28 protein-coding genes are annotated in these 20,921 nt (G+C 68.5%); 18 read left to right on the forward strand and 10 right to left on the reverse strand.

Features of this window, described 5'->3' with window-relative positions:
* From FHX33_RS21015 to FHX33_RS22245, 6 genes are all read right to left on the reverse strand, one after another.
* A partial coding sequence (locus tag FHX33_RS21015; RefSeq protein ID WP_246397675.1) for an ATP-binding protein occupies positions 1-1,337 on the reverse strand: 1,337 nt, incomplete at its 3' end.
* On the reverse strand, positions 1,337-2,845 hold the full coding sequence (locus FHX33_RS21020; protein ID WP_374113197.1) for an SCO6880 family protein: 1,509 nt from the start codon (positions 2,843-2,845) through the stop codon (positions 1,337-1,339). The genes FHX33_RS21020 and FHX33_RS21015, both read right to left, overlap by 1 nt.
* The gene (locus FHX33_RS21025; protein WP_183428950.1) at positions 2,835-4,469 is read right to left on the reverse strand and encodes a TrbL/VirB6 family protein; all 1,635 of its coding nucleotides are present in this window, start codon (positions 4,467-4,469) and stop codon (positions 2,835-2,837) included. Before FHX33_RS21025 ends, FHX33_RS21020 begins: the two co-directional genes overlap by 11 nt.
* 3 nt (positions 4,470-4,472) lie before the next feature.
* On the reverse strand, positions 4,473-5,219 hold the full coding sequence (locus tag FHX33_RS21030) for a DUF8175 domain-containg protein (protein ID WP_021756267.1): 747 nt from the start codon (positions 5,217-5,219) through the stop codon (positions 4,473-4,475).
* A gap of 7 nt (positions 5,220-5,226) precedes the next feature.
* Positions 5,227-5,535 carry a hypothetical protein gene (locus FHX33_RS21035; protein ID WP_021756266.1) on the reverse strand — a complete coding sequence of 103 codons (309 nt, stop codon included), beginning with the start codon at positions 5,533-5,535 and terminating at the stop codon, positions 5,227-5,229.
* On the reverse strand, positions 5,532-6,263 hold the full coding sequence (locus FHX33_RS22245) for a DUF6668 family protein (protein WP_307794843.1): 732 nt from the start codon (positions 6,261-6,263) through the stop codon (positions 5,532-5,534). The genes FHX33_RS21035 and FHX33_RS22245 overlap by 4 nt, the downstream gene beginning before the upstream one ends.
* 42 nt (positions 6,264-6,305) lie before the next feature.
* Here FHX33_RS22245 and FHX33_RS21045 point away from each other — a divergent pair, with 42 nt between their 5' ends.
* From FHX33_RS21045 to FHX33_RS21125, 17 genes are all read left to right on the forward strand, one after another.
* Positions 6,306-6,581, forward strand: coding sequence for a helix-turn-helix domain-containing protein (locus FHX33_RS21045; RefSeq protein ID WP_021756264.1), 276 nt, complete (start codon positions 6,306-6,308; stop codon positions 6,579-6,581).
* Positions 6,581-7,135 (forward strand): hypothetical protein, encoded by a 555-nt coding sequence (locus FHX33_RS21050; protein ID WP_021756263.1) that lies wholly within the window; start codon positions 6,581-6,583, stop codon positions 7,133-7,135. The genes FHX33_RS21045 and FHX33_RS21050 overlap by 1 nt, the downstream gene beginning before the upstream one ends.
* 2 nt (positions 7,136-7,137) lie before the next feature.
* A complete protein-coding gene (locus FHX33_RS21055; protein WP_021756262.1) occupies positions 7,138-8,196 on the forward strand; it encodes a M23 family metallopeptidase in 1,059 nt (352 codons plus the stop codon).
* Between the two features lie 20 nt (positions 8,197-8,216).
* Positions 8,217-9,548 carry a MinD/ParA family ATP-binding protein gene (locus FHX33_RS21060; protein ID WP_021756261.1) on the forward strand — a complete coding sequence of 444 codons (1,332 nt, stop codon included), beginning with the start codon at positions 8,217-8,219 and terminating at the stop codon, positions 9,546-9,548.
* A complete protein-coding gene (locus tag FHX33_RS21065; RefSeq protein WP_021756260.1) occupies positions 9,545-10,459 on the forward strand; it encodes an FHA domain-containing protein in 915 nt (304 codons plus the stop codon). Before FHX33_RS21060 ends, FHX33_RS21065 begins: the two co-directional genes overlap by 4 nt.
* A gap of 59 nt (positions 10,460-10,518) precedes the next feature.
* Positions 10,519-10,752, forward strand: coding sequence for a hypothetical protein (locus FHX33_RS21070; protein ID WP_183428951.1), 234 nt, complete (start codon positions 10,519-10,521; stop codon positions 10,750-10,752).
* Positions 10,753-10,987: 235 nt separating this feature from the next.
* Positions 10,988-12,886: a hypothetical protein gene (locus FHX33_RS21075; RefSeq protein WP_021756259.1), complete on the forward strand. Its 1,899-nt coding sequence runs from the start codon at positions 10,988-10,990 to the stop codon at positions 12,884-12,886.
* 366 nt (positions 12,887-13,252) lie between these two features.
* On the forward strand, positions 13,253-14,137 hold the full coding sequence (locus FHX33_RS21080; protein ID WP_021756258.1) for an ArdC-like ssDNA-binding domain-containing protein: 885 nt from the start codon (positions 13,253-13,255) through the stop codon (positions 14,135-14,137).
* A gap of 29 nt (positions 14,138-14,166) precedes the next feature.
* The gene (locus FHX33_RS21085; protein ID WP_021756257.1) at positions 14,167-14,784 is read left to right on the forward strand and encodes a DUF6349 family protein; all 618 of its coding nucleotides are present in this window, start codon (positions 14,167-14,169) and stop codon (positions 14,782-14,784) included.
* A gap of 25 nt (positions 14,785-14,809) precedes the next feature.
* Positions 14,810-15,019, forward strand: coding sequence for a hypothetical protein (locus FHX33_RS21090; protein WP_021756256.1), 210 nt, complete (start codon positions 14,810-14,812; stop codon positions 15,017-15,019).
* A gap of 319 nt (positions 15,020-15,338) precedes the next feature.
* On the forward strand, positions 15,339-15,620 hold the full coding sequence (locus FHX33_RS21095) for a hypothetical protein (RefSeq protein WP_021756255.1): 282 nt from the start codon (positions 15,339-15,341) through the stop codon (positions 15,618-15,620).
* Positions 15,621-15,775: 155 nt separating this feature from the next.
* Positions 15,776-16,012, forward strand: a complete 237-nt coding sequence (locus tag FHX33_RS21100; RefSeq protein WP_021756254.1) for a hypothetical protein — start codon at positions 15,776-15,778, stop codon at positions 16,010-16,012.
* Between the two features lie 65 nt (positions 16,013-16,077).
* The gene (locus FHX33_RS21105) at positions 16,078-16,464 is read left to right on the forward strand and encodes a single-stranded DNA-binding protein (RefSeq protein ID WP_021756253.1); all 387 of its coding nucleotides are present in this window, start codon (positions 16,078-16,080) and stop codon (positions 16,462-16,464) included.
* Between the two features lie 119 nt (positions 16,465-16,583).
* Positions 16,584-17,381: a ParA family protein gene (locus tag FHX33_RS21110; RefSeq protein ID WP_039920825.1), complete on the forward strand. Its 798-nt coding sequence runs from the start codon at positions 16,584-16,586 to the stop codon at positions 17,379-17,381.
* Entirely contained in the window at positions 17,378-17,803 is a 426-nt protein-coding gene (locus tag FHX33_RS21115; RefSeq protein WP_021756251.1) for a ParB family protein, read from the forward strand. Before FHX33_RS21110 ends, FHX33_RS21115 begins: the two co-directional genes overlap by 4 nt.
* 35 nt (positions 17,804-17,838) lie before the next feature.
* Complete coding sequence (locus FHX33_RS21120) at positions 17,839-18,597, forward strand: hypothetical protein (protein ID WP_021756250.1); 759 nt, start codon at positions 17,839-17,841, stop codon at positions 18,595-18,597.
* Positions 18,594-19,118: a hypothetical protein gene (locus tag FHX33_RS21125; RefSeq protein WP_021756249.1), complete on the forward strand. Its 525-nt coding sequence runs from the start codon at positions 18,594-18,596 to the stop codon at positions 19,116-19,118. Before FHX33_RS21120 ends, FHX33_RS21125 begins: the two co-directional genes overlap by 4 nt.
* 10 nt (positions 19,119-19,128) lie before the next feature.
* Here FHX33_RS21125 and FHX33_RS21130 read toward each other — a convergent pair whose 3' ends face one another.
* A complete protein-coding gene (locus FHX33_RS21130) occupies positions 19,129-19,455 on the reverse strand; it encodes a hypothetical protein (protein ID WP_147295977.1) in 327 nt (108 codons plus the stop codon).
* 59 nt (positions 19,456-19,514) lie between these two features.
* Here FHX33_RS21130 and FHX33_RS21135 point away from each other — a divergent pair, with 59 nt between their 5' ends.
* Complete coding sequence (locus tag FHX33_RS21135) at positions 19,515-19,838, forward strand: hypothetical protein (protein WP_021756247.1); 324 nt, start codon at positions 19,515-19,517, stop codon at positions 19,836-19,838.
* Between the two features lie 3 nt (positions 19,839-19,841).
* On the opposite strand, the gene FHX33_RS21140 is transcribed toward FHX33_RS21135, so the two are convergent.
* From FHX33_RS21140 to FHX33_RS21150, 3 genes are read right to left on the reverse strand one after another with little or no spacing between them, the layout of a single operon-like run.
* The gene (locus tag FHX33_RS21140) at positions 19,842-20,114 is read right to left on the reverse strand and encodes a hypothetical protein (protein WP_039920823.1); all 273 of its coding nucleotides are present in this window, start codon (positions 20,112-20,114) and stop codon (positions 19,842-19,844) included.
* Positions 20,115-20,169: 55 nt separating this feature from the next.
* Positions 20,170-20,466 carry a hypothetical protein gene (locus FHX33_RS21145; RefSeq protein WP_039920821.1) on the reverse strand — a complete coding sequence of 99 codons (297 nt, stop codon included), beginning with the start codon at positions 20,464-20,466 and terminating at the stop codon, positions 20,170-20,172.
* A gap of 35 nt (positions 20,467-20,501) precedes the next feature.
* Positions 20,502-20,897: a hypothetical protein gene (locus FHX33_RS21150; protein WP_021756244.1), complete on the reverse strand. Its 396-nt coding sequence runs from the start codon at positions 20,895-20,897 to the stop codon at positions 20,502-20,504.
* Positions 20,898-20,921 lie beyond the last annotated feature (24 nt).

Consider the following 20,921-nt stretch of genomic DNA (forward strand, 5'->3'; position numbering starts at 1 on the left):
TGCTCCGCCAGCGAGAACGGCACGGCGGTGGTCAGCAGCGGCATCTCCGAGTGCGGAAGGCCGCCGACCACGACCATGCCGGCACGCTCGACGAACCCGCGCGCCTTCATCCGGTCCTCCTCCGTGGGGAGAGCGTCGAGGTCGCGCATCGTGTGGGTGATCATCGCCTGCCCGACACCGAACTGGCGGTTCAGACGGGTGAGCGAGTCGACCCGATCCACCATGCCGCTACCGGAGCGGAGCGCCTGCCACAGCTCGTCCATGATCACGAAGTAGTGGCGCTGCGGCTCTAGGCCGGCCTCAGCTAGAGCGTTCGCCACGTTCACCGTGGCGAACCCGTTCGACCAGCAGGCAAGCAGGGTCGCGGCGCGCAGGTCGACGTCGGTCTCTTTTAGCCCGGAAATGTCGTAGACCACCGGACGGTCACGGCGCATCGGATTCGTGGTCGGCCGAGAGAACGTCTCCCCGAGGCGGCCGCCGCGGGCGAGGCTGATCAGCGATGCTTCCAGCCCGCGGGTCGTGCGCTGGTACTCGGCAAAGTCGCCACGGTCGACGGCGACCTCGCGCAGCTCGGCCGGGCCTTCCTGGACAATCGCTAGCAGGTCGGCGAGCACCGGCACCTGGTCGACGAAGCGACGATCCAGGATGCGGAGCGCCTGGTCGACGATCGACTCCTCGACGTCGGACGGCGGCTGCTTGCGCAGGATCGTCAGCAGGGCAGAGACGATCGTGAGGCGTCGGCCGTGGGCATCCGCCTCAACCTCCTCCGCCTCCTTCTCATACCCGGCCTCACGCAGCCGCAGCGCGGCTTCTGTCGACTCGCCAGGGTCTAGAACGTTCAGGTGCCCGCGGCCGCGGCCCAGGCGGATCACCTGTCCGCCGAGGGCCTCGATCAGGTCAACATAGTCCGGCTTCAAGTCTCCGAGGATGAACGGGATGGAGCCGAAGCCGGCCAAGCCGGCGGCCATCCGTCGAACCGTCGTCGACTTCCCCAGGCCCGGCAAGCCGAGCACGAACACGCTCGGGTTGCTGATCAGCTTCGCGCGCTGGAACCACGAAATCGGGTCCGCGCAGACCGTCGCACCCGTGTAGAGGTGCCGCCCCAGCGGCACGCCCACGAGCGGTGCGCCCGTACCCACCGAGAACGGCCACAGCCCGCACACCTGAACGGTGGTGCCGCGGTACTCGACGGGTGCCTGCACGTATCCGGCAGTACCGCGGCCGCGACCGATCCAGCCGCGCCCACTGGGGCGCAGCGGGCGCGGCTCGGTCGTCGTCTGCGCCTTCTGAGCGGGGCTCTTGGTGCTCTTGCGCTTCTTGTTCGTCGCCATCGTCATCACACCCGCTCCCGGAGCGTGGAGGGAACCTGAACGTGCTTGGTCGGGATCAGCCCCAACGGCAGCGCCATCGCGAAAGCCGAGTCCTGCGACCCGTACACACGGCGCACGCGCAGGCGCGCGCCGGCCGACAGGTTGTCGATCGCGGCGGCCGCCTCCGGCTCCCTGGCCGGGTCGAGCACCGTCGCGGTGACCAAGATGGCGAAGTTCACCAGTCCGGCGCCGGATGCCTCCTCCTGCGCGGTCGCGGCCGCGGCGCGCACCGCGAGGGTGTCACGCGCCTGCGGCTTTCGCGTCGCGCTGGCACGGAACTGCGCGGCCGTCAGGTCGGACTCCACGAGTCCGGCCGCACGGGCCGGATCGATCGGCTTGTAGAGGATCGTCACCCGCTTGCGAGCGATATCCCGATGCGGGGCCAGCAGCCGGGCGAGAACACCCGACTGCACCGTTCCCCGCGGAGCCTGAGTCATCGCCCAGGTGACCGACGTCGCAGAATCGTGGCGGTAGTCCGACCACGACGCCTGATGCGCGGTCGGCCCGACGTCCGGCCACGACAGCTCGGGCGTCTCACCTTGGGCGTGCGCTTCGTCGATGAGCTGTGCGGCCGCCGGGTCGTAGGCGATCCGGATCGTCTCGCACAACTCCTGCGCCGCGAGGGGGCGAGCGGCACCCGCCCCGGTGGCCTGCAAGTTGCCGGTCAGGCCAGGCAGGCGTGCCGCGAGCTCGCGCGCCATCTCGTCCGGCTTGCGAGGCTGTGCACCCTTCCGCGGGATCGCGTTGAAGGTCAGGGTCACGAACGCCTTCACCGTCGACGAGCCGGCGGGGTAGGTGTCGATGACTTCCCGCAGCATCGCCTGGGCGAACTCGGGAGCGTCCGGGTCGAGATTCAGCTCGACCTCGCGGCGCAGGCGGGTGCCGGACTCCGGGGCCGTCTCGATTACGACCGAAGCGCCCTCGATACCCGGCTCGTCGGCCAGGTGGGACAGCCAGTGACCCCAGTCGGCAACCCAGGTGTCGACCTGCAACGGATCGACCAGCGACGCGCCGTCAGGCTCGGTCCCGATCACCACGGCGTAGGTCTTGCTGACGGGCGTGTAGACGAGCGCGAACGGACGCCCGTAGGAGTCCGTGTGCTCGCTGAGCCGCGTCGCTGCCGCAACGCCGGGAAGCTGGTAGGTGCCCCACTCGGTGCGGCCCAGAGGGCCGGACCGGTAGAGGTGCGTCCCGCGCGAACGGGCGGAGGCCCATCCGATCCGGTTGGAGGCGCGGGAGAGGACGCTGCGCCCATCGGCGTTCTTGAGCACCAGGAGGAGCAGCAGACCGCCCGCGATCGCCGCGGTGATCAGCGCTGCCAGGATGCCGGCAGACATGAGCGCGATCAGGATCGCGAACAGGGCCACGAACAGCAGGCCCGTACCCACCGTGCCCAGACCCAGCAGGCCCGGCGACGTCGGACGCCGCCAGTTGCCGTAGGTCCGAGGGCCTTCCTGAGTTGAATCAACGGCCACCACTGGGGCCTCCCTCCGTAGATTGTTCGCCAACGCTCTGAACGGCCTGTGCGGCCTTCTTCGCGCCGTCAGCGACCACGCCGGCCGCTGCCCCCACGCCCATTCCGATCGGCCCGGCAGCCGCACCCGCGGCCGCACCACCCGCCGCGCCACCCGCAGCAGCACCGCCTCCAGCGGCCGCGCCACCGGCCGCAGCTCCGCCACCGGCCGCAGCTCCACCACCGGAGCCCGTGGCCGCACCAGTCGACTTCGCTGCACCCGTGGACGCACCACCGCCGCCGCCGGGCTGAGACGTAGGCGCACCGCCGCCGCCGCGGCTGCCCGAGGGCGATCCGGTCGAGCCGGTCGAACTCGTGCTCCCAGTGCCCCCATCGGAGCCGCTGCTACCGCTACCCGTCCCGAGACGTCCCAGCGCCGCAGCTCCGGTCGGAAGCGCGGCCATAGCGGCCACGCCCATCGCGCCACCCGCGCCACCAGCCATCGAGCCGACCAGCGGAGTGACGAACCTCATCAGTGCCGGCATCGCGAACAGCGCGATCACCATCAGCATGAGGCCCGTGAGCACGGCCAGCAGGCCCGTCCCGTCGTCCTTGAACACGTTCGTGCCGACGAGCTGGAACGCGGCCGCGTACACCAATGCCGCCGCCGGCTTGTAGAGGATGAACGCCAGCAGCCAGCCGACGTTCTTGCGGAACCACGCCTTGCCGGTTTCGAGATTCGTGAACGACGCCGACAGCGGCAGGATGCCCGTCAGGATAACGAGCATGCCCCCGCGGGCGACCATGAGCACGATCTGAAACGCCGTCGCGAGGATCGCGATCAGCCCCAAGATGATGATCAGCAGCGAGCCCAGGCCGCCCGCGGCCGGGTTCGTCGTCAGCGCCAGCAGGTTCAGCACGTTCGTGCCGAAGCACGTGGACCCGGTCGCGGCCACATCGCAGTCCAGCGACTTGTTGATGATCCACACCGAGAACGAGTCGGACGCCGCGACGAGGAGGCCGACGACGGTCACGCCGGCACCCGCGACGATGATCAGCGTCACGAGGCTTTTCAGCGTCTCCCGTCCCGGTTCGGCGCGCTGTTCCCACGCCATCCGGGCACCGCCGATGATCACCGACAGCACGGCCAGCGCGCCCATGTACCACCAGAGCCCCGCCTGCAGAAACGCGACCGCGCCTCCGGCGCCGCTTGGCCCCGAGGCGATGATCGTCGAGACGAGCGAACTCGCCCCGCTGATCAGGACCACCGCGCCCAAGATGATGCCGGCGCGGCCGACCGCCGCAATCCCCTGCCCCGATCGCAAGCGAGAAGCCATGATCATCCCGAGGATGATCATGGCGATACCGCAGATGGCCAAGGACACCCACGTCACATAGCTGAGCACCGTCGTGATGCCCTCCGAATTCGGAGCCGACGACCCCGCGGCGATCGACGAGCTGCCACCCGATCCCGTCAGGTTCGGAGTGCCGATGTTCACCCACACCGTTCCCAGCGAGGCCACCGCCTTACCGAAAGCCTCCTGGACCGCCTTCGCCATGTTGTCGATCGCATTACCGACCGCGCTGTTCACCCAGTCCTGCACGACGCAGCCGGTGCCGAGGAATCCGCAGTCTTGTCCAGCCATTGGTCATCCCACCGCCCAGGCCGTGTACCCGGCAAGATTCGGAAGCTGATCAACCTGCGCCGGGTTCTGCGCGGACGAGTCGAGCTTCCAGTCGCCGCCAGACCAAATGAGCTTCGCGACGAACGACCCAGTGACGATCTGGCCGGAAGTCGTGGCCTGGAAGGCGACGTCGACCTGCGCGTGCTCGCCGTCGTACGACAGCACGCGGAATCCCGCGATCGACGCTCGAATGCCGGATGGGTTCGCTGCATTGAGCCCGGAGCTGAGCAGGCTGTCCCTGTTCTGGCCGGGGGCCAGTACGTACGGGAGCCACGTGCTTCGGAGCGACTGATCGAACGACATAATCGCGAAGTTTGCTGAGGCAAACAACGCTCCTTCGGGGGTGTGCTGGAAGCAGTATCGGTATCCGGACGCGGCCGTGGCACCGGGGCCGGCGGTCTGCGACGTCGGGTAGGCGAGCACATCTTGGTACTTCCATGACGTCTCGGGAGCCGCGCTGACGGTACCGGAAAGCTGGACCCCACGGAGGCCGCAAACGCTCGAGTCGCCCGACACGGGGCCGGGCGACGAGATGACGCTGGGAGACGTGCTCGTACTGGACGTGGGAGCCGCGTTAGGGCTCCCCTTGCCCACGTTGACGGCCACGAGGATGATCCCGCACACGACGATCAGCGCGACGACGATTGCGGCGGCGATGAAGCCCGGACGTGTGAACGGGCTCTGGCTCTCGTTCTGGTTCTCGTCGCTCACGACTACCTCACCCTCCTGCGATGGTGCCGATCCACGCGGCACCCGCACCGATCACGATCGCGCCGGCCATCGGCCAGAGAATCTTCGGGAGGGCGTCGTGGCCCTCGCCGCGGCGGAAGCTGACCGCGATCAGGATGCCGCCAACGATGATCGAGCCGCCGACCACCGCGTACCCGATCCACTTCAACCACGCCATGATCGTGGTGATGCCGCCCGTGCCGGGCGGCTGCTGCGGGTTCGGGTTCGGAATGTCGACCGCCGGGACATGCGCCAGGAAGTCGTTCGCCGCGGTCAGGATGGTGTGCAGCGTGCTCATCGCTGTTCCTTTCGGTAGGTGGTGCCCGTTGCACCGGGTGTGACCAGCGCGCTCAGCTCATCGACGAGTCGATGAACCTCCCGCGGAGCATCCGCAAGAGCCGGCGGCTCCCCCAGACGCCACGATTCGACCCACGGCACGTTCCACGTGCGCGGGACACCGCCGCCGACCACCTGGGCCAGGTCGCGCAGCGGGCGCGGCAGCCGGCCGGGGGCATCAGCGACGAGAACGAGGCCGAGCAGTTCCACGTGCGGAACGAGGCCGGCCGCCCATTGCGTTGCGGCCGCCTGGGCGGCACGCAGCCCATAAGCGTGGGAGCGGGCGACGAGAACGACACGCGCCGGCATCCCCGCTGGGGGACGCGGCCAACCGTGATCGGCAGCAAGCCAGTCAGGCACGAGCGCGGCCAAGCTCGACTCACCAGAACCACCGTGCGCTCCGAGCCACCACAGGGGCGCTGTCTGCGGGCGATCGTACGTCGGCAGCTGGTCGACGCGATCCGGGGCCGGAACCCCACGCTGAGGCCCGACCGGGCCTGTGGGCGGCGCAACAGACGGTGCGCTGGTCGTTGGAGATGCCGGCTCAGGGTCAGTGGGTCGGGATATCCATGGATTAATGCCGTCGCTCACCGTTCCCCCCTCGATAATTGTGTTCGACGTCGCTAACGCGACAAGAATACTCGATCGTTCTACTGGGAGCAACAGCATGCTACAGGGATACACACGCATAAACAGCGTGCAACAGAGCCACTTTTCGTTTACACTGTCTGCATGCGCTTGCGGCTTCCGGTGTTCCCCGTGACGTCAGGGCTTGATGCGCTGTTCAAGGGGCGCAAGGAGACACTGACCGTCCCAGAGGTTGCAGAGATGCTGGGCCTCACGAAGCCCGGCGTCTACAAGTGGCTCAAAGACGGAGTGATCCCCGGCTACAAGCTCGGAGCTACATGGTTCATCCTGCGGGATGAACTAAAGGAAGCTCTAGAGCAGGGGGCGAACTCACGGCGGACACAGCCGCCAGCGCGGGGTGAGGAGCACGAGGAGGGGTAATGGGGGGAAAGCGCACGCTCGGTCTAGCCGGCGTCGTCTTGGTCACGGTTGCGCTGGCCGGATGCGCCGGTAACAGCGAACAGCGACCGACCGAGAGCCCTTCCCCCACACCCTCCGGTGTCTCCATCCCGGACCTGAACACGTTCACACCGGCTCCCCCCGGCACCCAGCTCGACGACGAGTCCGGCGGCGGAACCGTCAACCCGAACCCGGCACCCGCCTGGGACGCCACGCAGCGCAGTAGCGCCGTTGCCGCGGCCGAGAAGGCGCTCACGGCGTTCGCGCGCCCGGACCTCAGTTCCACTGAGTGGTGGGCGGCCCTGTCGCCGCTCCTGACGCCGCAGGCGCAGCAGGACTACCAGTCCGTCGACCCCGCCAACATCCCGGCGCACAAGCTCACCGGCAACGGGACCATCGTCGACGACAGCAGCACCTACGCCGTCTCGGTGGACGTTCCCACCGACGCCGGCACCTACACGATCATCCTCACGCGACGCGACGGCGCGTCGCCCTGGCTCGCCAGCCGATTCACCCCTCCGGCAGGGACACACTGACGATGGATCGCAAGTCTGGGGGGCTCGTAGCGATCATCACCGTGCCCGTGCTGATCCTCGCCACGGTGTTCGGGATGCTGCTACTCACGTCGTCGGCGTCCGCGAGCTGCAACCCCACCGGGAACAGTGCTGCCGCGGTCACCATCGACCCCAAGACGGTGCCCGCCACCACGATCAGCGGCTACGGGCACGACCAGCTCGTGAACGCCGCGTACGTGATCCAGGCCGGCAAGGATCTCAACCTCAGCTCCCGCGACCAGACCATCGGCGTCATGACGGCGATGGGCGAATCCGGTCTGCGTGTGCTCAACTACGGCGACGCTGTAGGGCCGGACAGCCGCGGCCTGTTCCAGCAGCGCGCGAACGGGGCATGGGGGTCGCTCAGCGACCGCATGGACCCCTACATCAGCGCAACGAACTTCTTCAAGAAGCTGGCCACGATCACCGACCGCGACTCCCTCGCGCCCACGATCGCCGCGCACAAGGTCCAGGTCAACGCGGACCCGTACTACTACGCCAAGTACTGGGACGCCGCCGTGGCCGTCGTCGAAGGGCTCACCGGAGCCAAGCTCGGCCTGAGCACCGGCACCGGCAACCAGGTCTGCTCCGGGGTCGGCACCGGCACCGGTACCGTCAGCGCTCAGGGCTGGGCGCTTCCGGCCGCCGGCCCCATCAGCGATCCCTTCGGGATGCGCGTGAACCCGATCAGCGGCGTGTACAAGCTCCACGCCGGCGTCGATATCGCCGGTGGCTGTGACTCCCCCATCTACGCCGCCCAGACCGGCACCGTCATCGCCACCGGCTTCGGCGTCGGCTACGGCTCCAACGGCACGATCGTGATCGACCACGGCGGCGGCGTGCAGACGGTCTACCTGCACATGTACGCCTCCGGCATCCTCGTCCAGGACGGCCAGAAGGTCACCGCAGGGCAGCAGATCGCCCGTATCGGCTCCTCTGGTGACTCCACCGGCTGTCACCTCCACTTTCAAGTGATGATCAACGGCTCCCCCACCGATCCCGTGGCCTTCATGAAGACCGTGGGAATCACCATCGGCGGATGAGCGGAAGGAGAAACACCCACATGAGCACGACAACGGAAGCAGCCGCCTGGCCCCGCGCCACCGCGACCCTCAACGAGGACGGCACCGCCCAGGTATCCATCGGTGGCACCGTCACGGAGGTTGCCGCAGGCGACGTCGACGAGGCGCGCGCTCAGGTCGTCGCGATCGTCGCGGCCCGCGCCGAACAGCTAGGCCGGCCGCTGCACGTCCTCACCCGTGACCCCGCCGGGGAATGGCCGCTGATCATCCACCCGGACCAGACCGTGACCGAGGACGACAGCCGCGAAGCACGACCGCAGGCCCCTGAGCCCGCTGCGGAACCTGCCCCCCAGCAGGCGGAGGCCGACGAGACCGGCGCGGCGTCGGCCGGCCCCGGCTCATGGGTCACCGCCACGGCCGCCGCGGCGCCGAGGGCAGACCTTCCGACACGTCGAGCCATGCGCCAGTCGTTCCTGGTGCGGGAACAGATCGAGGAGCCGGCCACCACCGGGTGGCGCGGCCTGGCAACGCGCGCCGGCATCCGCATGAGCCCCAGCGAGGAGGAGCGCGCAGAGCGCGCCGACGTGCTCGCCGTCTCCCAGCACTGGCCCGGCCCGCGCACGATCGCGATCGTCAACGGCAAGGGCGGCGCTGGCAAGACCCCCAGCACGGTCCTCCTCTCAGGCGTGTTCGCCCGCTACGGCGGCGCAGGCGTGCTCGCCTGGGACAACAACCAGACCCGCGGCACGCTCGGCTGGCGGACCGAGCAGGGGCCGCACGAGTCGACGTTGCTCGAGTTGTTGCCCCAGGTCGATCGGCTCCTGAGCACCAGCGCCCAGTCCGCCGACCTCGCCCACTACGTGCACCACCAGACCCGCGACCGTTTCGACGTTCTCCGGTCCAAGCCGATGGCGCTCGCCCAAGAGCAGCGCATCGAGCCCGAGGACGTCGACGCCATCCACGCCGTCGCCAGCAAGTACTACCGGCTGATCTTCATCGACTCCGGCAACGACGAGTCCGATCCGATGTGGCGGCGGATGATCGATCACGCCGACCAGCTCGTGGTGGCCACCACCACCCGCGACGACCACGCCGAGGCCGGCGCGCTTCTCCTGGAAGCGCTGGCCGACCGCGACGAGCGATCCGCTCGGCTGGCCGACAACGCCGTGGTGATCGTCACGCAGGCCGACCCCAAGGCCACCCCGGCCGACATGCAGCGCGTCGCCGCCGGCTACCGCGACATCACTCGCGAAGCCGTCACGATCCCCTTCGACCAGGCAATGGTCGACGGCGTGCTGCACTACGGCGCTCTGCGACCCTCGACGCAACGGGCGTGGCTGGCCGCCGCGGCCGCCGTCGCCCGCGGGCTATGAGCGCCACACAGGCCCTCCGCGCATCAGAAGCCGTCGCGGACTGGCCCAAAGTCGTCGCCAGCATCCACGGCCCCAGCGACCAGCTCACAGATGCTCCACCGACGTACATCGGCAGCATCACGATCAACGGCACTGAGCGGCCCTGCGAAGCCACCAGCGTCGAGGAGCTGCGAACCGGCATGATCGCCCGATGCGTAGCGATCGCCATCCGCTTGCACCGGCCGGTGCGCCTCACCGTCAAGGACAGCAGCCAGACATGGACGCTCGGGGTTCGGCCCGAGGGCATCGTGCAGCTCCTCGATGCCGCCGGCACGATCCCGCCGGCAGACGGGCTCACCGTCCACGAGGGACGCTGCCGCATCTGCCGGCGACTCCAACCCGTCACCGAGGCCGTGTGCGTCCAGTGCAAGACGCCCGAGCCTCACCGCGTGGAAGCCGACCCCATCGACGTCAAGGCCGTCGTCCCCGACGCCGCGACCACCGTCGAGGAGCTGCCCTTCGTGCGCGCCGTGGTGGTCCCCGTCGAGGAGCTGGACCACACGGTCATGGCCAAGCCCACTCCCCCGGCCAACACGCGGCCGCGCCTGCGCCTGCGCTTCACCACCCAGGAGTCGGTCGACACCAGCGAGAGCGTCGTGCTCGGCCGCCATCCCATCGCCGTAGGCGATCGCAAGCCGATCGCCGTCGAGAGCCCCGAGCGGATGCTCTCACGCACCCACGCCCTCATCGACGTCGACGACGAGGGCCGCATCGTCGTCACCGACTACCACAGCGGCAACGGCATCGAGACGCAGACCGACCCACCCCGCCGGTTCGAGCCAGGCGTGCCCTACACGATCGAACCCGGCACCAGCCTGCGCATGGGCGACGTCGTATGCACGATCGAGGTCACGCCATCGGAGGCGAAGTGATGCAACACGCCCGCGTGGCCTACCAGAATCAGTTTCTTAACGCCCCTAGGCTCACGAACATGACAGCGCAGCGATACCGTGGCGGCCGCCACAGCAAAGGCGACCGTCAGGCCCTCATCTCGCGTGTAGCTAACCCTCTCGGAGAGGCCGTCCGCGAAGAAGCGGAGGCCCGAGGAATGAGCGTCAACGATTACATCGCGTCCTTGCTCGCGCGCGAAGTCGGCATGCCCGAATACGCGCCCGCGCTCCCCCCACGTCACGAATACGAGGAGCTGCCCATCACAGCGGCTTAACGAGCAAGCCCCCGCCTCTTGCGAGACGGGGGCCGAAGCTAAGTGCCTGATCTGGACTGTTTGGCGACGGAAACAGATCAAGCGATGTGAGGAACCGGTTTGGCGACCGGGGCCTGTTTGTGTCAACCACTACGTGAAAGACGGTGCCATCATAACCCTCGCGACGGATTATGCATATTCCGGCGCTCCTGGCGCGTCGTGGATACTCACCGCGGCCATCAGCCCTCGGCCGAGCGTGCGCGTCGCTGTCGTCGACGCCTACGGCGACGTTCAGAACCGCTACCCCTCGCACCGCCGCGTCGACGGCAAGGAGCCCACGCGCCCGTGGGCGATGTACCTGGCCGACGCCAGCGGACGCTTCCGCTTCCTTGGCTTCGACCTCGACGCCAAGACGCCCGGTGCCGCGGCCGCGGCAGCTCGTGACGCTGACGTGATCGCCGGCCTCCTCACGGACGCCGGCATTCAGCACGTAGTCTGCGAGTCCGGCCCCTCACACGGCCGCCACGTCTGGGCCGCTCTCTCCGAGAGCGTCGACGCAGGCACGATCGCCACCCTCGCGCACTTCCTGCGCAACGTGTGCCCAACACTCGACATCGTTCCCCTGACGAACCCGCAGACCGGTTGCCTGCGCCCGCCAGGTGCCCCGCACCGCCACGGCGGCCGCTCGACGGTGCTGCGCGGCGACCTCGGGATGCTCACCACCCCCACGACCACGGCCGCGCAGGTGCGTGGCCTGGTCGAGGCCCTGGCCAAGCTCAGTAACGGCGCTGAGCCCGCAGGGCGTATCGACCCCAAGCGCCCGATCCCCGTCGACGAGCACGGCCGCCTGTACCTCCCCGGCCCGCGCCGCGAGCTCACCGCACGCAGCGCCGCCGCACTGCGCGAGGACGCTGCCTCTGGCGACGCCTCCGCAGTACTCTGGCGCATCCTCGTCGGCGCCGCGGCCGCCAGATGGCGTCACGCCGACGTCGCTGCGCTCGTCGACGACGCACCGGGCCTAGAGCACGTCCGGTCCTACCGCGATCGCCTACAGCGCCGCCCTCGCGGCCGCGGCGGAGCCGCACACGTCCTCCGCCGGCAATGGGACAAGGCCGTACGGTTCGTGGCCACCACAGACCGGCAGGTCGGAGACGACCCCACCTTCGACGCCCGCGCCGACGCGATCGCCGCCCACGTCCGCCACGTCCAGGCGCGAGCGGACGCATCTGCCGGCCGCTGGGCCCACCGAGGAGGCCCAGCCGACCGCCGCGTGCTCGACGTCCTGTGCATGCTCGCCCTGAAAGCCCTCAGCGCCTCTCTAGAGGCCGATACCCGCCGCCTCGCCCTGTTTGCCGGGATCGGCCGGGAGACGGCCAGGACGGCGCTCCTACGGCTCGCCGCGGACGGGTGGGTCGCCCAGACCCGCGCTGCCGATGGTCCACATGGTGCGCACTGGACCATCGACCCTCAATCGGTTATCCCCAGCTCTGCATCTACAAGTCGGTCACAAGCGGACCCGCGCCCCGCAGGGGCAGGGTCCGCAGAACGATCCACCCTCCTGGCTACCCTGACCCAGAGAACCCGGGACGCTGCCCACGACCTCTTCACGCTGGGACCGGGGCTCGGCTTCCACGCGGGGAACATGTACGCCCGCACCACAACGGATCCTCAACCCGTCGACGCGCTCGCTCGTTCCGCAGGATGCACCGTCAACCAGGTGCGGCCGGCCCTCGATCGGCTCACCCGTGCCGGCGTCCTCGTCCTCACCCGCCACGGATGGCGACGGCGATCGGTGGATTACCGTCGAGCCGCCGCCGTGCAGCTCGACGTCGACGGCCGACTGCAGGCGCGCGCAGCCCGCTACACGGTCGAGCGCGAGCTGTGGGCGTGGTGGCAGGCCGAGGAGACGTGGATGCGCGCCCCACGCCGCACCCACCCGAGCCGCCGACCCGGACCCGGCCAGCTCGCACTCCTCCCCGACTTGGGAACAAACGCCTATGGCGCACACCCGCGGGACGCTAACGGTCGAGCCGACTTCCGGATGGCACGTGCACTGCTGAGCGGCGCGGCTACGGCATCGACGGCGAGCAAAGGCCGCCGAGCGATCGCGCCCGATCCTGTCGACACGATGCTGGGAGACGAGCGGATCGCCTGAGCGAGTCGGCCGCCGGCCGACACGAGGGCCGGCGCCCTCGCACTCCCCGCGACCCTGCGGGCCGTGAACGACGGCCGCACGCGGCCGGCTGCTTCTCGCGCCTGCGGCGCTCGTTTTCTCGCCGTGAAGCCTGCGGCATTCTACGGGCCTCGTCGTCCGCGCAAGCGGCTGCGCCGCCGGCTCCTCCGAGACTTTTCGGCCGCGTCGCTGCGCTCCTCACATCGGCCGAAAACTCTCTCCCCCACCGCCCTGCGGGTTGCACTCCCTCCTCTGCCCTGAATGGCACTTCGTGCCTTCACGGCAAGAAAACGTGGAGGGGGTCTGAGTGGCCCTAATAGTACTAATACCGTCACCGGAGGTAGCGAGATGGCCCGCAAGATCACCAGCACCAAGAGCGCCGAGGAGCGTCGTGCCGAGGCCGAGGAGCTGCAAGCGACGATCGCGACACAGGTCGAGGCGCTGCGCGAATCCGAGGCATGGGCGGCCTTCCTGAACTTCGCCCAGTCGTTCCACCGCTACAGCCTGGGAAACCTGCTGCTGATCTTCGCCCAGCGGCCCGAGGCGACCCACGTCGCCGGATACAGGACCTGGCAGAAGCTCAACCGCCAAGTGCGCAAGGGCGAGCGCGGTATCCGCATCTTTGGCGGCCGCGAGATTCGCGAGACGGTCGAGAACGAACGAACCGGCGAGGAAGAAGAACAGCGCCGCGTGCGGTTCTTCCCCGTCTCCGTGTTCGACATGGGACAGACCGACCTCATCGACGAGGAAGCCGGCGACCCGGCCGACATCGCGCGACCGCTCACCGGAGACGACGCCCGCGGCATCTTCGAGGCCACCGCCGACTACCTCACCGGCACCGGCTGGACCGTCGAGTGCGAGCCCATCGCGGGAGCTGCCAACGGCTACACCGACCCCGAGGCCCGACGCATCGTCATCGACGCGAACCTGTTTCCCGCCCAGGCAGCCAAGACGGCCCTGCACGAGGCCGCGCACGCGATCCTGCACGCTGAGGAGGATCAGGCCGAGTACATCGAGCACCGCGGCGTGAAGGAAACCGAAGCCGAGAGCGTCGCCTACGTCGTCGCCGGCATTCTCGGACTGGACACCAGCGCCTACAGCGTCGGCTACGTCGCCGGGTGGAGCAACTGCGACTCCGACACCATCAAGGCCACCGCGGCCAACGTCCTGCGCGCCGCGCACACCCTCGCGGACGCGCTCACCGAGCCCGCGGCCGAGCTCGCCACCGCCTGACCCTAATAGTACTGTTGGAGGTAACTGCAATGACCGGTGAGCCCACCCTGTTCGACCTGGCCGAATTCGAGCGCGAGGCGGTCGCCGCCACCCCCTGGGATGGCGCGCCCCTCAGCTACACGGCGGACTACTACGAACCCGCCGCCCTGGTCGCCGCGTTCGAGCGCTATTGCGCCGAGCACGGGCACTTCGGCTGCATCCCCCGCAGCCACATGTGGCACCGCGCCTACTACTTGGACGGCCCGACCGTCACCGAGGGTCACGAGCTGCACATGTTCACCGCGGACGCCTGGTGCCGTGAGGTTGACCACGACCACAGCGCCGCCCCGCTGCCCGGCGGCGGCCGGTATCAGGCCAACTGCCCGCGCTGCGCCTGGCACGTCATCACCGACAACGAGAGCGCCGCCGTCGAGGCGTGGCACGACCACGCCCTCCCCGGATGGCGCGAGCTGCCGATCCTCCCCCGCAAGCTCGCCCGGTTCGAGAACAAGCAGCGGATCGCGGCCGTCGCCGCATGGGTCACCGCCACCTATCCGGCCGCCTGGCAGCGGCCCGGCGTCCCGATCCTCACCGAGCGCGGCGAGCACGGACGCCGCCACGTCCCCGGCCGCTCTCCGCTCGGCGGCTACGACCTCGCCGCCGACTAACCCCAACACCACTATTGGAGGACTCATGACCACCGAGACGCACACCACACCCGCATGCATGTTTTGTCACCGGTCGAGCGTCGTCGAGCTCACGGCCGCGGAAGCCGCCGCGCTGCGCGCGGGCGCGCTGATTCAGGACGCCGCCCCCGCGAGGCCGGCCGCGGAACGCGAGCTGATCCGAACCGGCATTCATCCGCAATGCTGGACCGACAATTTCGGCCCCGGCTTCGACTGAACACCGTCCAGAGCGGTCGGCGCCGGACGGAGCCGGCGCCGACAACGGACGGCCGGACGGAGCCGGCCGACTGTACGGCCTTCGGCCCCTGTCTTTTGCCGGGAAGCCTGCGGCATTCTACGGTCGGCGGCCTCCGCGCAAGCTCCCTGCGGGAGCCAGCTCCGCCGAGATTTTCCGCACGCGGTCGCAAGCTCCCTTATTTCGCGCGGAAATTCTCTCCCCCGCCGCCCTGCGGGTTGCACTCCAACCGCTCTCCCTGAACGGCACTACGTGCCTTCCCGGCAAAACAACATGAGGGAGAGGGAGAGGGAGAGAAGCGATGAGCACACTCATTACCAACACCAGCGACGTCACTCGATTCGCGGCGGTGTTCTCCGCCGGAGACATGGCAGGCGACCTGGGGCCGACCCTGAGCTGCGGCGAGGTCGAGGCCCTGGCGGGGATGCTTCGAGCGATCGGGGAGCCAGCCAGCGCGGACATGTGGATCGAGGCGCACGCCGCGGGCGACGACGAAGGCGATGCCCACTACCGCTCCCCTGCGGCCGAGTACGTGGTGCCCATCGACCCGATGGAAGCCCTGCAATGTGACAGCTGCCAGTGACTTGACCCCCAACGCCGGTAATAGTACTATTAGAGGTGAACGAAGGGCCATAAGTAGCCCAGTCGACATCCACCGGCACGAACCAGCAGGAACATAAAACAGCCCCAACGACCCTAACAGTACTATTACCGTTAGATCACTCCATAGGAGAAGCCATGTCCAAGATCATCGTCACTCGACTCGCAGACCTGCGGATCGGGGACCGCATCCTCAGCCACGGCGGCCGCATCTACCGCACGCCGCTGCGCGTCACCGACGAGCTGGGGCCGATCGAGTTCGGCTCGCCCGTGCGCGGCGTCCGCGTCGAGAACCCCAACCCGGTCAGCGGCATCGAGTGGGTGCTGTACCCGCCCCAGATGGACGGCCGAGAGATGGAGGTCGAGCGCTACTAGGTCATTGCAACTCTATAAACCCCAACAGTACTGTTAGAGGCACCATCATTCTGGGAGGAATCGAAATGAGCTACATCACTCGCACTGGAAACCTGGCCGAGACGCCCACGCTCCGGGAGGGGGAGCACGGCCCGTACACCTACGCCCGCGTCATCGTCAGCGACCGCATCCGTCAGTCGGATGGCTCCTACAGCGACGGTCCGGCCACGGCCTACGACGTCGCCGTGAGCGGCAACCAGGCGCAGAACCTCGTGGACGCGGCCGAGGCAGGCGGAAACATCCGCGTTACCTTCTCCGGCGGCTACCGCATCACCGAGTACAAGGGCGAGCAGGGAACCCGGCTTCAGCACGAGGTCCGCGCCGACGAAATCGGTGTGAGCCTGCGCGGACAGAGCGTCACCGTCCAGCGCGCGACGGCCGCCGCCGACACCAACGACGACACCCCGTTCTGAGTCGAAGCAGGGCCGGGGAGCTGCCCGACAGCTCCCCGGCCCTGTCACGCCACGCGCACACAACGCAGCAGCATGACGTGACGGTAACAGTACTATTAGACCCATTGGAGGTAACCAACGTGACCGCTCGAATCTTCGCCCTCTGCAACCAGAAGGGCGGCGTCGGCAAGTCCACGACCACGTTTCACCTGGCGCGCGCCGCGGTGCGTGCAGGCCGGCGCGTGCTCGCCGTCGACAACGACCCACAAGGCAACCTGACGACGATCGCCGCGGCCGAGGATGTAGGGGAGGACCAGGCCGGCCTTGCCGACGCGCTCAGCTCGCGCGCACCTGAGACCATCCGCGACGTCATCGTTCCCGGCGTCTGGCCCGGCCTCGACGTCGTGCCCACCAGTGGCGTCACGCTCGGCTACGTGCGCGACGAACTCGTGATCGCCGGAGCCGGCCGAGAAGGCCGCCTGCGCGAGGCCCTGGCCAGCGTCGTCGACGACTACGACCTGATCCTGATCGACTGCGCACCCAGCCTCGACCAGCTCACCATCAACGGCCTGACGGCCGCCGATGCCGTTGTGGTTGTCACCGAATCCAAGCTGTTCAGCGCCAACGGGCTCGGCCAGCTCCTCGACACGATCGAGAACGTCAGGGCCTACTACAACCCCGGACTGAGCGTCGCGGGCGTCATCGTCAACAAGCACGAGGAAAAGACCGTCAGCGGCCGCACATGGCTGGACGAGCTGGGACAAGCCATCACGGCCCGAGGGCTGCGGATGCTCTCACCCGTCGTCCCCAAGCGCGTCGTCATCTCCGACGCGGCCGAGGCCGCACGCGGCCTCGACGAGTGGGGCGGCTCCGAAGCGACAGAACTCGGAGCCATCTACGCCGACCACCTGACTGCGATCGAAGGAGCCGCATCATGAACCGACCAGCACCACGCAAATCCAGCCTCGCCGGATCGAGCCCCATCACGCCGCCACCCGCGGCCGCGCCGACTGCCGTCGACGCCACCCGGTGGACGCAAGAACAGCACGAGGACGCCGACCAGGTAGAGCAGACCCGCCAGCTCCAGGCTGCCGAGCGCGCCGCGACGAAGCCCGCGCCACGCGAGCCGAAGTCACGGGCGAAGGTGTCGTTCTACCAAGACCCCGCCGACACCGACCGCGTGCGCGGCGCGATCCTCTACACGATGACCACTGAGGGCAGCCGCAACCTCTCGCAGTTCATCCACAAGGCCGTCATGGCCGAGGTCGAGCGCCTGGAAGCCAAGTACAACAACGGGCAGCCGTTCCCGCCCGTGGGAGCCCGTGAGCTGCCCCAGGGGGCCGCTGCGGCCAACCTGTAGACCGTCCTCGAGTATCGATCCGGAAGGACCACACGATGACCACCACACTGCAGGCGGTCGAGCCTGCCGAGCCCAACCCGGTAGCCGACGCGATCGCCGCACTCACCGCGGCGGCGCGTCAGACGCGCGTGCGCGGCGCCGGCACCGAGCAGGCCACCGTCGAGCCCGTCGATTTCGGAGAAATCGCCACCTACGTCCTCACGGCCGTTGCCGCCAACCTGGGCGGCGTTGAGGAGCTGTTGGCCGGCCGGCCCGGATCATGGGAAGCCGACTACGTGCGCCAGATCGTCCACAGCACCGCCGGCGACGACGACGCCGAGCTGCTGCGCTACCGCACCGAGCCGGTGCGGCTGCCGTTCGACGCGGAGGATGTGTTCTACGACTTCGGTCTGGGCGACCTGTACGACGACGAACGCGACGCGGCCGCAGAAGCCACGTTCACCGAGGGGATGACCGAGGAGCGGGCCGCGGCCGCGCAGCAGCTCGTCGAGGACGTCGAAGCGCTGTTCGCGCGCGACCTGGCCGCGTACGCCGAGGCGTACCTCACGGCAGCCCGCCAATACCTCACCGAACAAGGGATCACGTGCGGCGTCGAGCTGGTCACCACTCCGGTGGGTGAGATCCCAACCTGGGACGCACTCAGCGACCAGGTGCACGAGTACGCCCGCGCGAATGCGCCGCTGCCGATGACGGGGGAGGCCCCCGACTACAGCGACGGCACGCCGGCCGACGCCCTGCGCCGTGCCGGCCTCACGTACACCGGTCGCGCACGGACGAACGGCGGCACCGCATGACGAACTCCCGACTGGCAGAGGCCGCCCTTTCCAAGTACCGCTCTGAGCTGGCCGAGATTGAGGCCAAGCGCGCACAGGAAGCGGCCGAGCAAGAAGAACTCCGCTCCGAATGGTTGGCGCAGGAGACGAGCAAGCTCGCCCCGACGTACACCCGGCTCTTCCTGGCCAAGATGGGCTTGCCGGCGGACTCCGGATTCGCGGCCGATCTGCTCTGGTACATGCCTCCCACCGCGACTTCCGCGGGCACGTTCGAACGGCGCGGCGACGGCACAGTGGTCATGACAGGAGGAATTTCTGGTGAAGACGTCCTCCACGCCGACATCGATGCCATCACGATCCGCGCCGCGGTCAACAACCGTTCAGAGGATGAGAACCCTCTCGAAGTCACGCTCGTCGACGACTCCGGCCTTGGCAACCCGGAGGCCATCCCCTCCCTGTTCGCGCTCGGCCGGCTGATCACCGAAGCCCGGGAGCGGCTGGAACAACAGGCTACGGAGCGGTCGGCTGGCGACCGAGCCTGACAAGGGACTCCTATCGCCGCGGGGGAATCGGCGGCCGGTCCCAACCATCCTCGATCGCGCCCCGCCACACCCATGCCGTACGCACGATGCCGTTGACCGACGTCCAACGGACCTGAACGGCGCGATCCGTCCAGGCGATCGCCTCGCACTCTGGGCGGATCACCGTCTCCGGGAAACGCACCCACGCCCGCACCGGCCGCGGCTCCGCCGGCCGGTGAATCGGGTGGTGCTCGACGTCGAGCTCCGCATCGGTCAGACTCACCGGCTGGGCTCGGATCAGAATCTCCTCCACGCCGCGGCCGATCCCCATTTCGGGATATCGGCGGTTCGTGCTCATGCCCCCATTAGACCAGAGATTCGAAAGTATGTTCGAATGGATTCGTGCGAACGATTCGGGTGGGGGAGAGCGACTGGCTGGTGCTCGACGACGCGATCCAACCGCGCTTCTTAATCCACCACGGGCCGGCCGTGAACAAGATCACCCGCGAAACGCTGATGATGTACCGCGTCGACCATTGGGTCCTGAAACGTGCTGACCGGTGGCCATTGGGCTACTACGAAAGCCTCGCTGAGGCACAGGCCGCCGCCGAAGGCGAGCTAGGCACGCCGAAGTTCCTCGTCCCCATCACCGACCCGCACGGGCAGATCGTGACCCCGGAGGAACAGCGCGAGCGATGGAAGGCTGGCCTCGACCCACGCAGCGGGACGCCGAGGCCGTGAAGCTCAGCCGGCCTGGCGACCGTCTGGATCGAAGGTCGTACCCCCGTCGTTGAGTAGCCGACTCACGTCCGCGTTGAGCGCCATTACCTGTTCCGGATCGTCCACGATCGCATCCACCATGAGTTCGAGATAGGCGTACGCCTCCGGCGGAGCCGTCGACGTCCCATTTCGCGCGAAGGCGCGCACCAGCTCGCGTATCTCGTTGAGCTGCCACTGCTGCCTGGCGATCAGCAACGCATCCCGAAGGTGAGGGTTCGCTTCTGGTTCATCGCTCATGCCATCGACACTCTCATACCCAGAGCTGACGAGCCCTCCCGCATTACCGGGCGGCCTACTTCCGGGACGCGACCGGTTCCATGCGGCCGACATGGTAGCCGGCCACCCAGGCGGGTGCGTCCTGGTCGCTCAGCTCTGCCGGAGCGACCACCGGTGCACCCTGCCGGGCAGCTCGTCGCCCAGCGTGGAACGGTCGAAACGCATGCAGCCCTCCATCTGGGCGCCGACGCTCAGCGCGATCGCTCAGGACCATCCACACAACGACACCGATGCCGGCGACGATCACCACGCCGACGATGAACAGCACGGCGTTGTCCACGATGTTGGCCGCCCACTGCGGCAGGGTGGGCATGGGCCACGGGTCCGGGACCGCTGTGTACCCCCGCATCAGCGGTGACCCCACGCGGCGCGGATGCCGTCGCGCACATCGTCTGCGGCTCCCAGGGGCGCTAACGTCGCGTGCGACACCAAGGTGTCACCGTCCCGTTCAAAACGCTTGGCGATGCGTCCCACCTCGCTCTTGCTGAGCCCGGTGCTCGCGGCGACGTCGCGGACGCTGTGGCCGTCGACGAGGAGGGCGAACACCGCTTGCTCCTCCACCTGGTCGAGCACGTGGGATGCGATGGACGCCTGCCGGCGCGCGCGGTCGATTGCGCCTTTACCGTGCTCGCCACGGCCTACTGCGAACGCGGACTGAAAAGGCCCGCGGGCGATCCGCTCCTCAGTGGTGAGCGAGTCATGCCATCTGAGCCAATCGAGGTATCCGCCGTCTTGCTGTCCCATGCTTGGGACACTACACCATCGTCC

The sequence above is a fragment of the Leifsonia aquatica genome (assembly GCF_014190775.1).
In the GTDB taxonomy this organism is placed as follows: domain Bacteria; phylum Actinomycetota; class Actinomycetes; order Actinomycetales; family Microbacteriaceae; genus Leifsonia; species Leifsonia aquatica.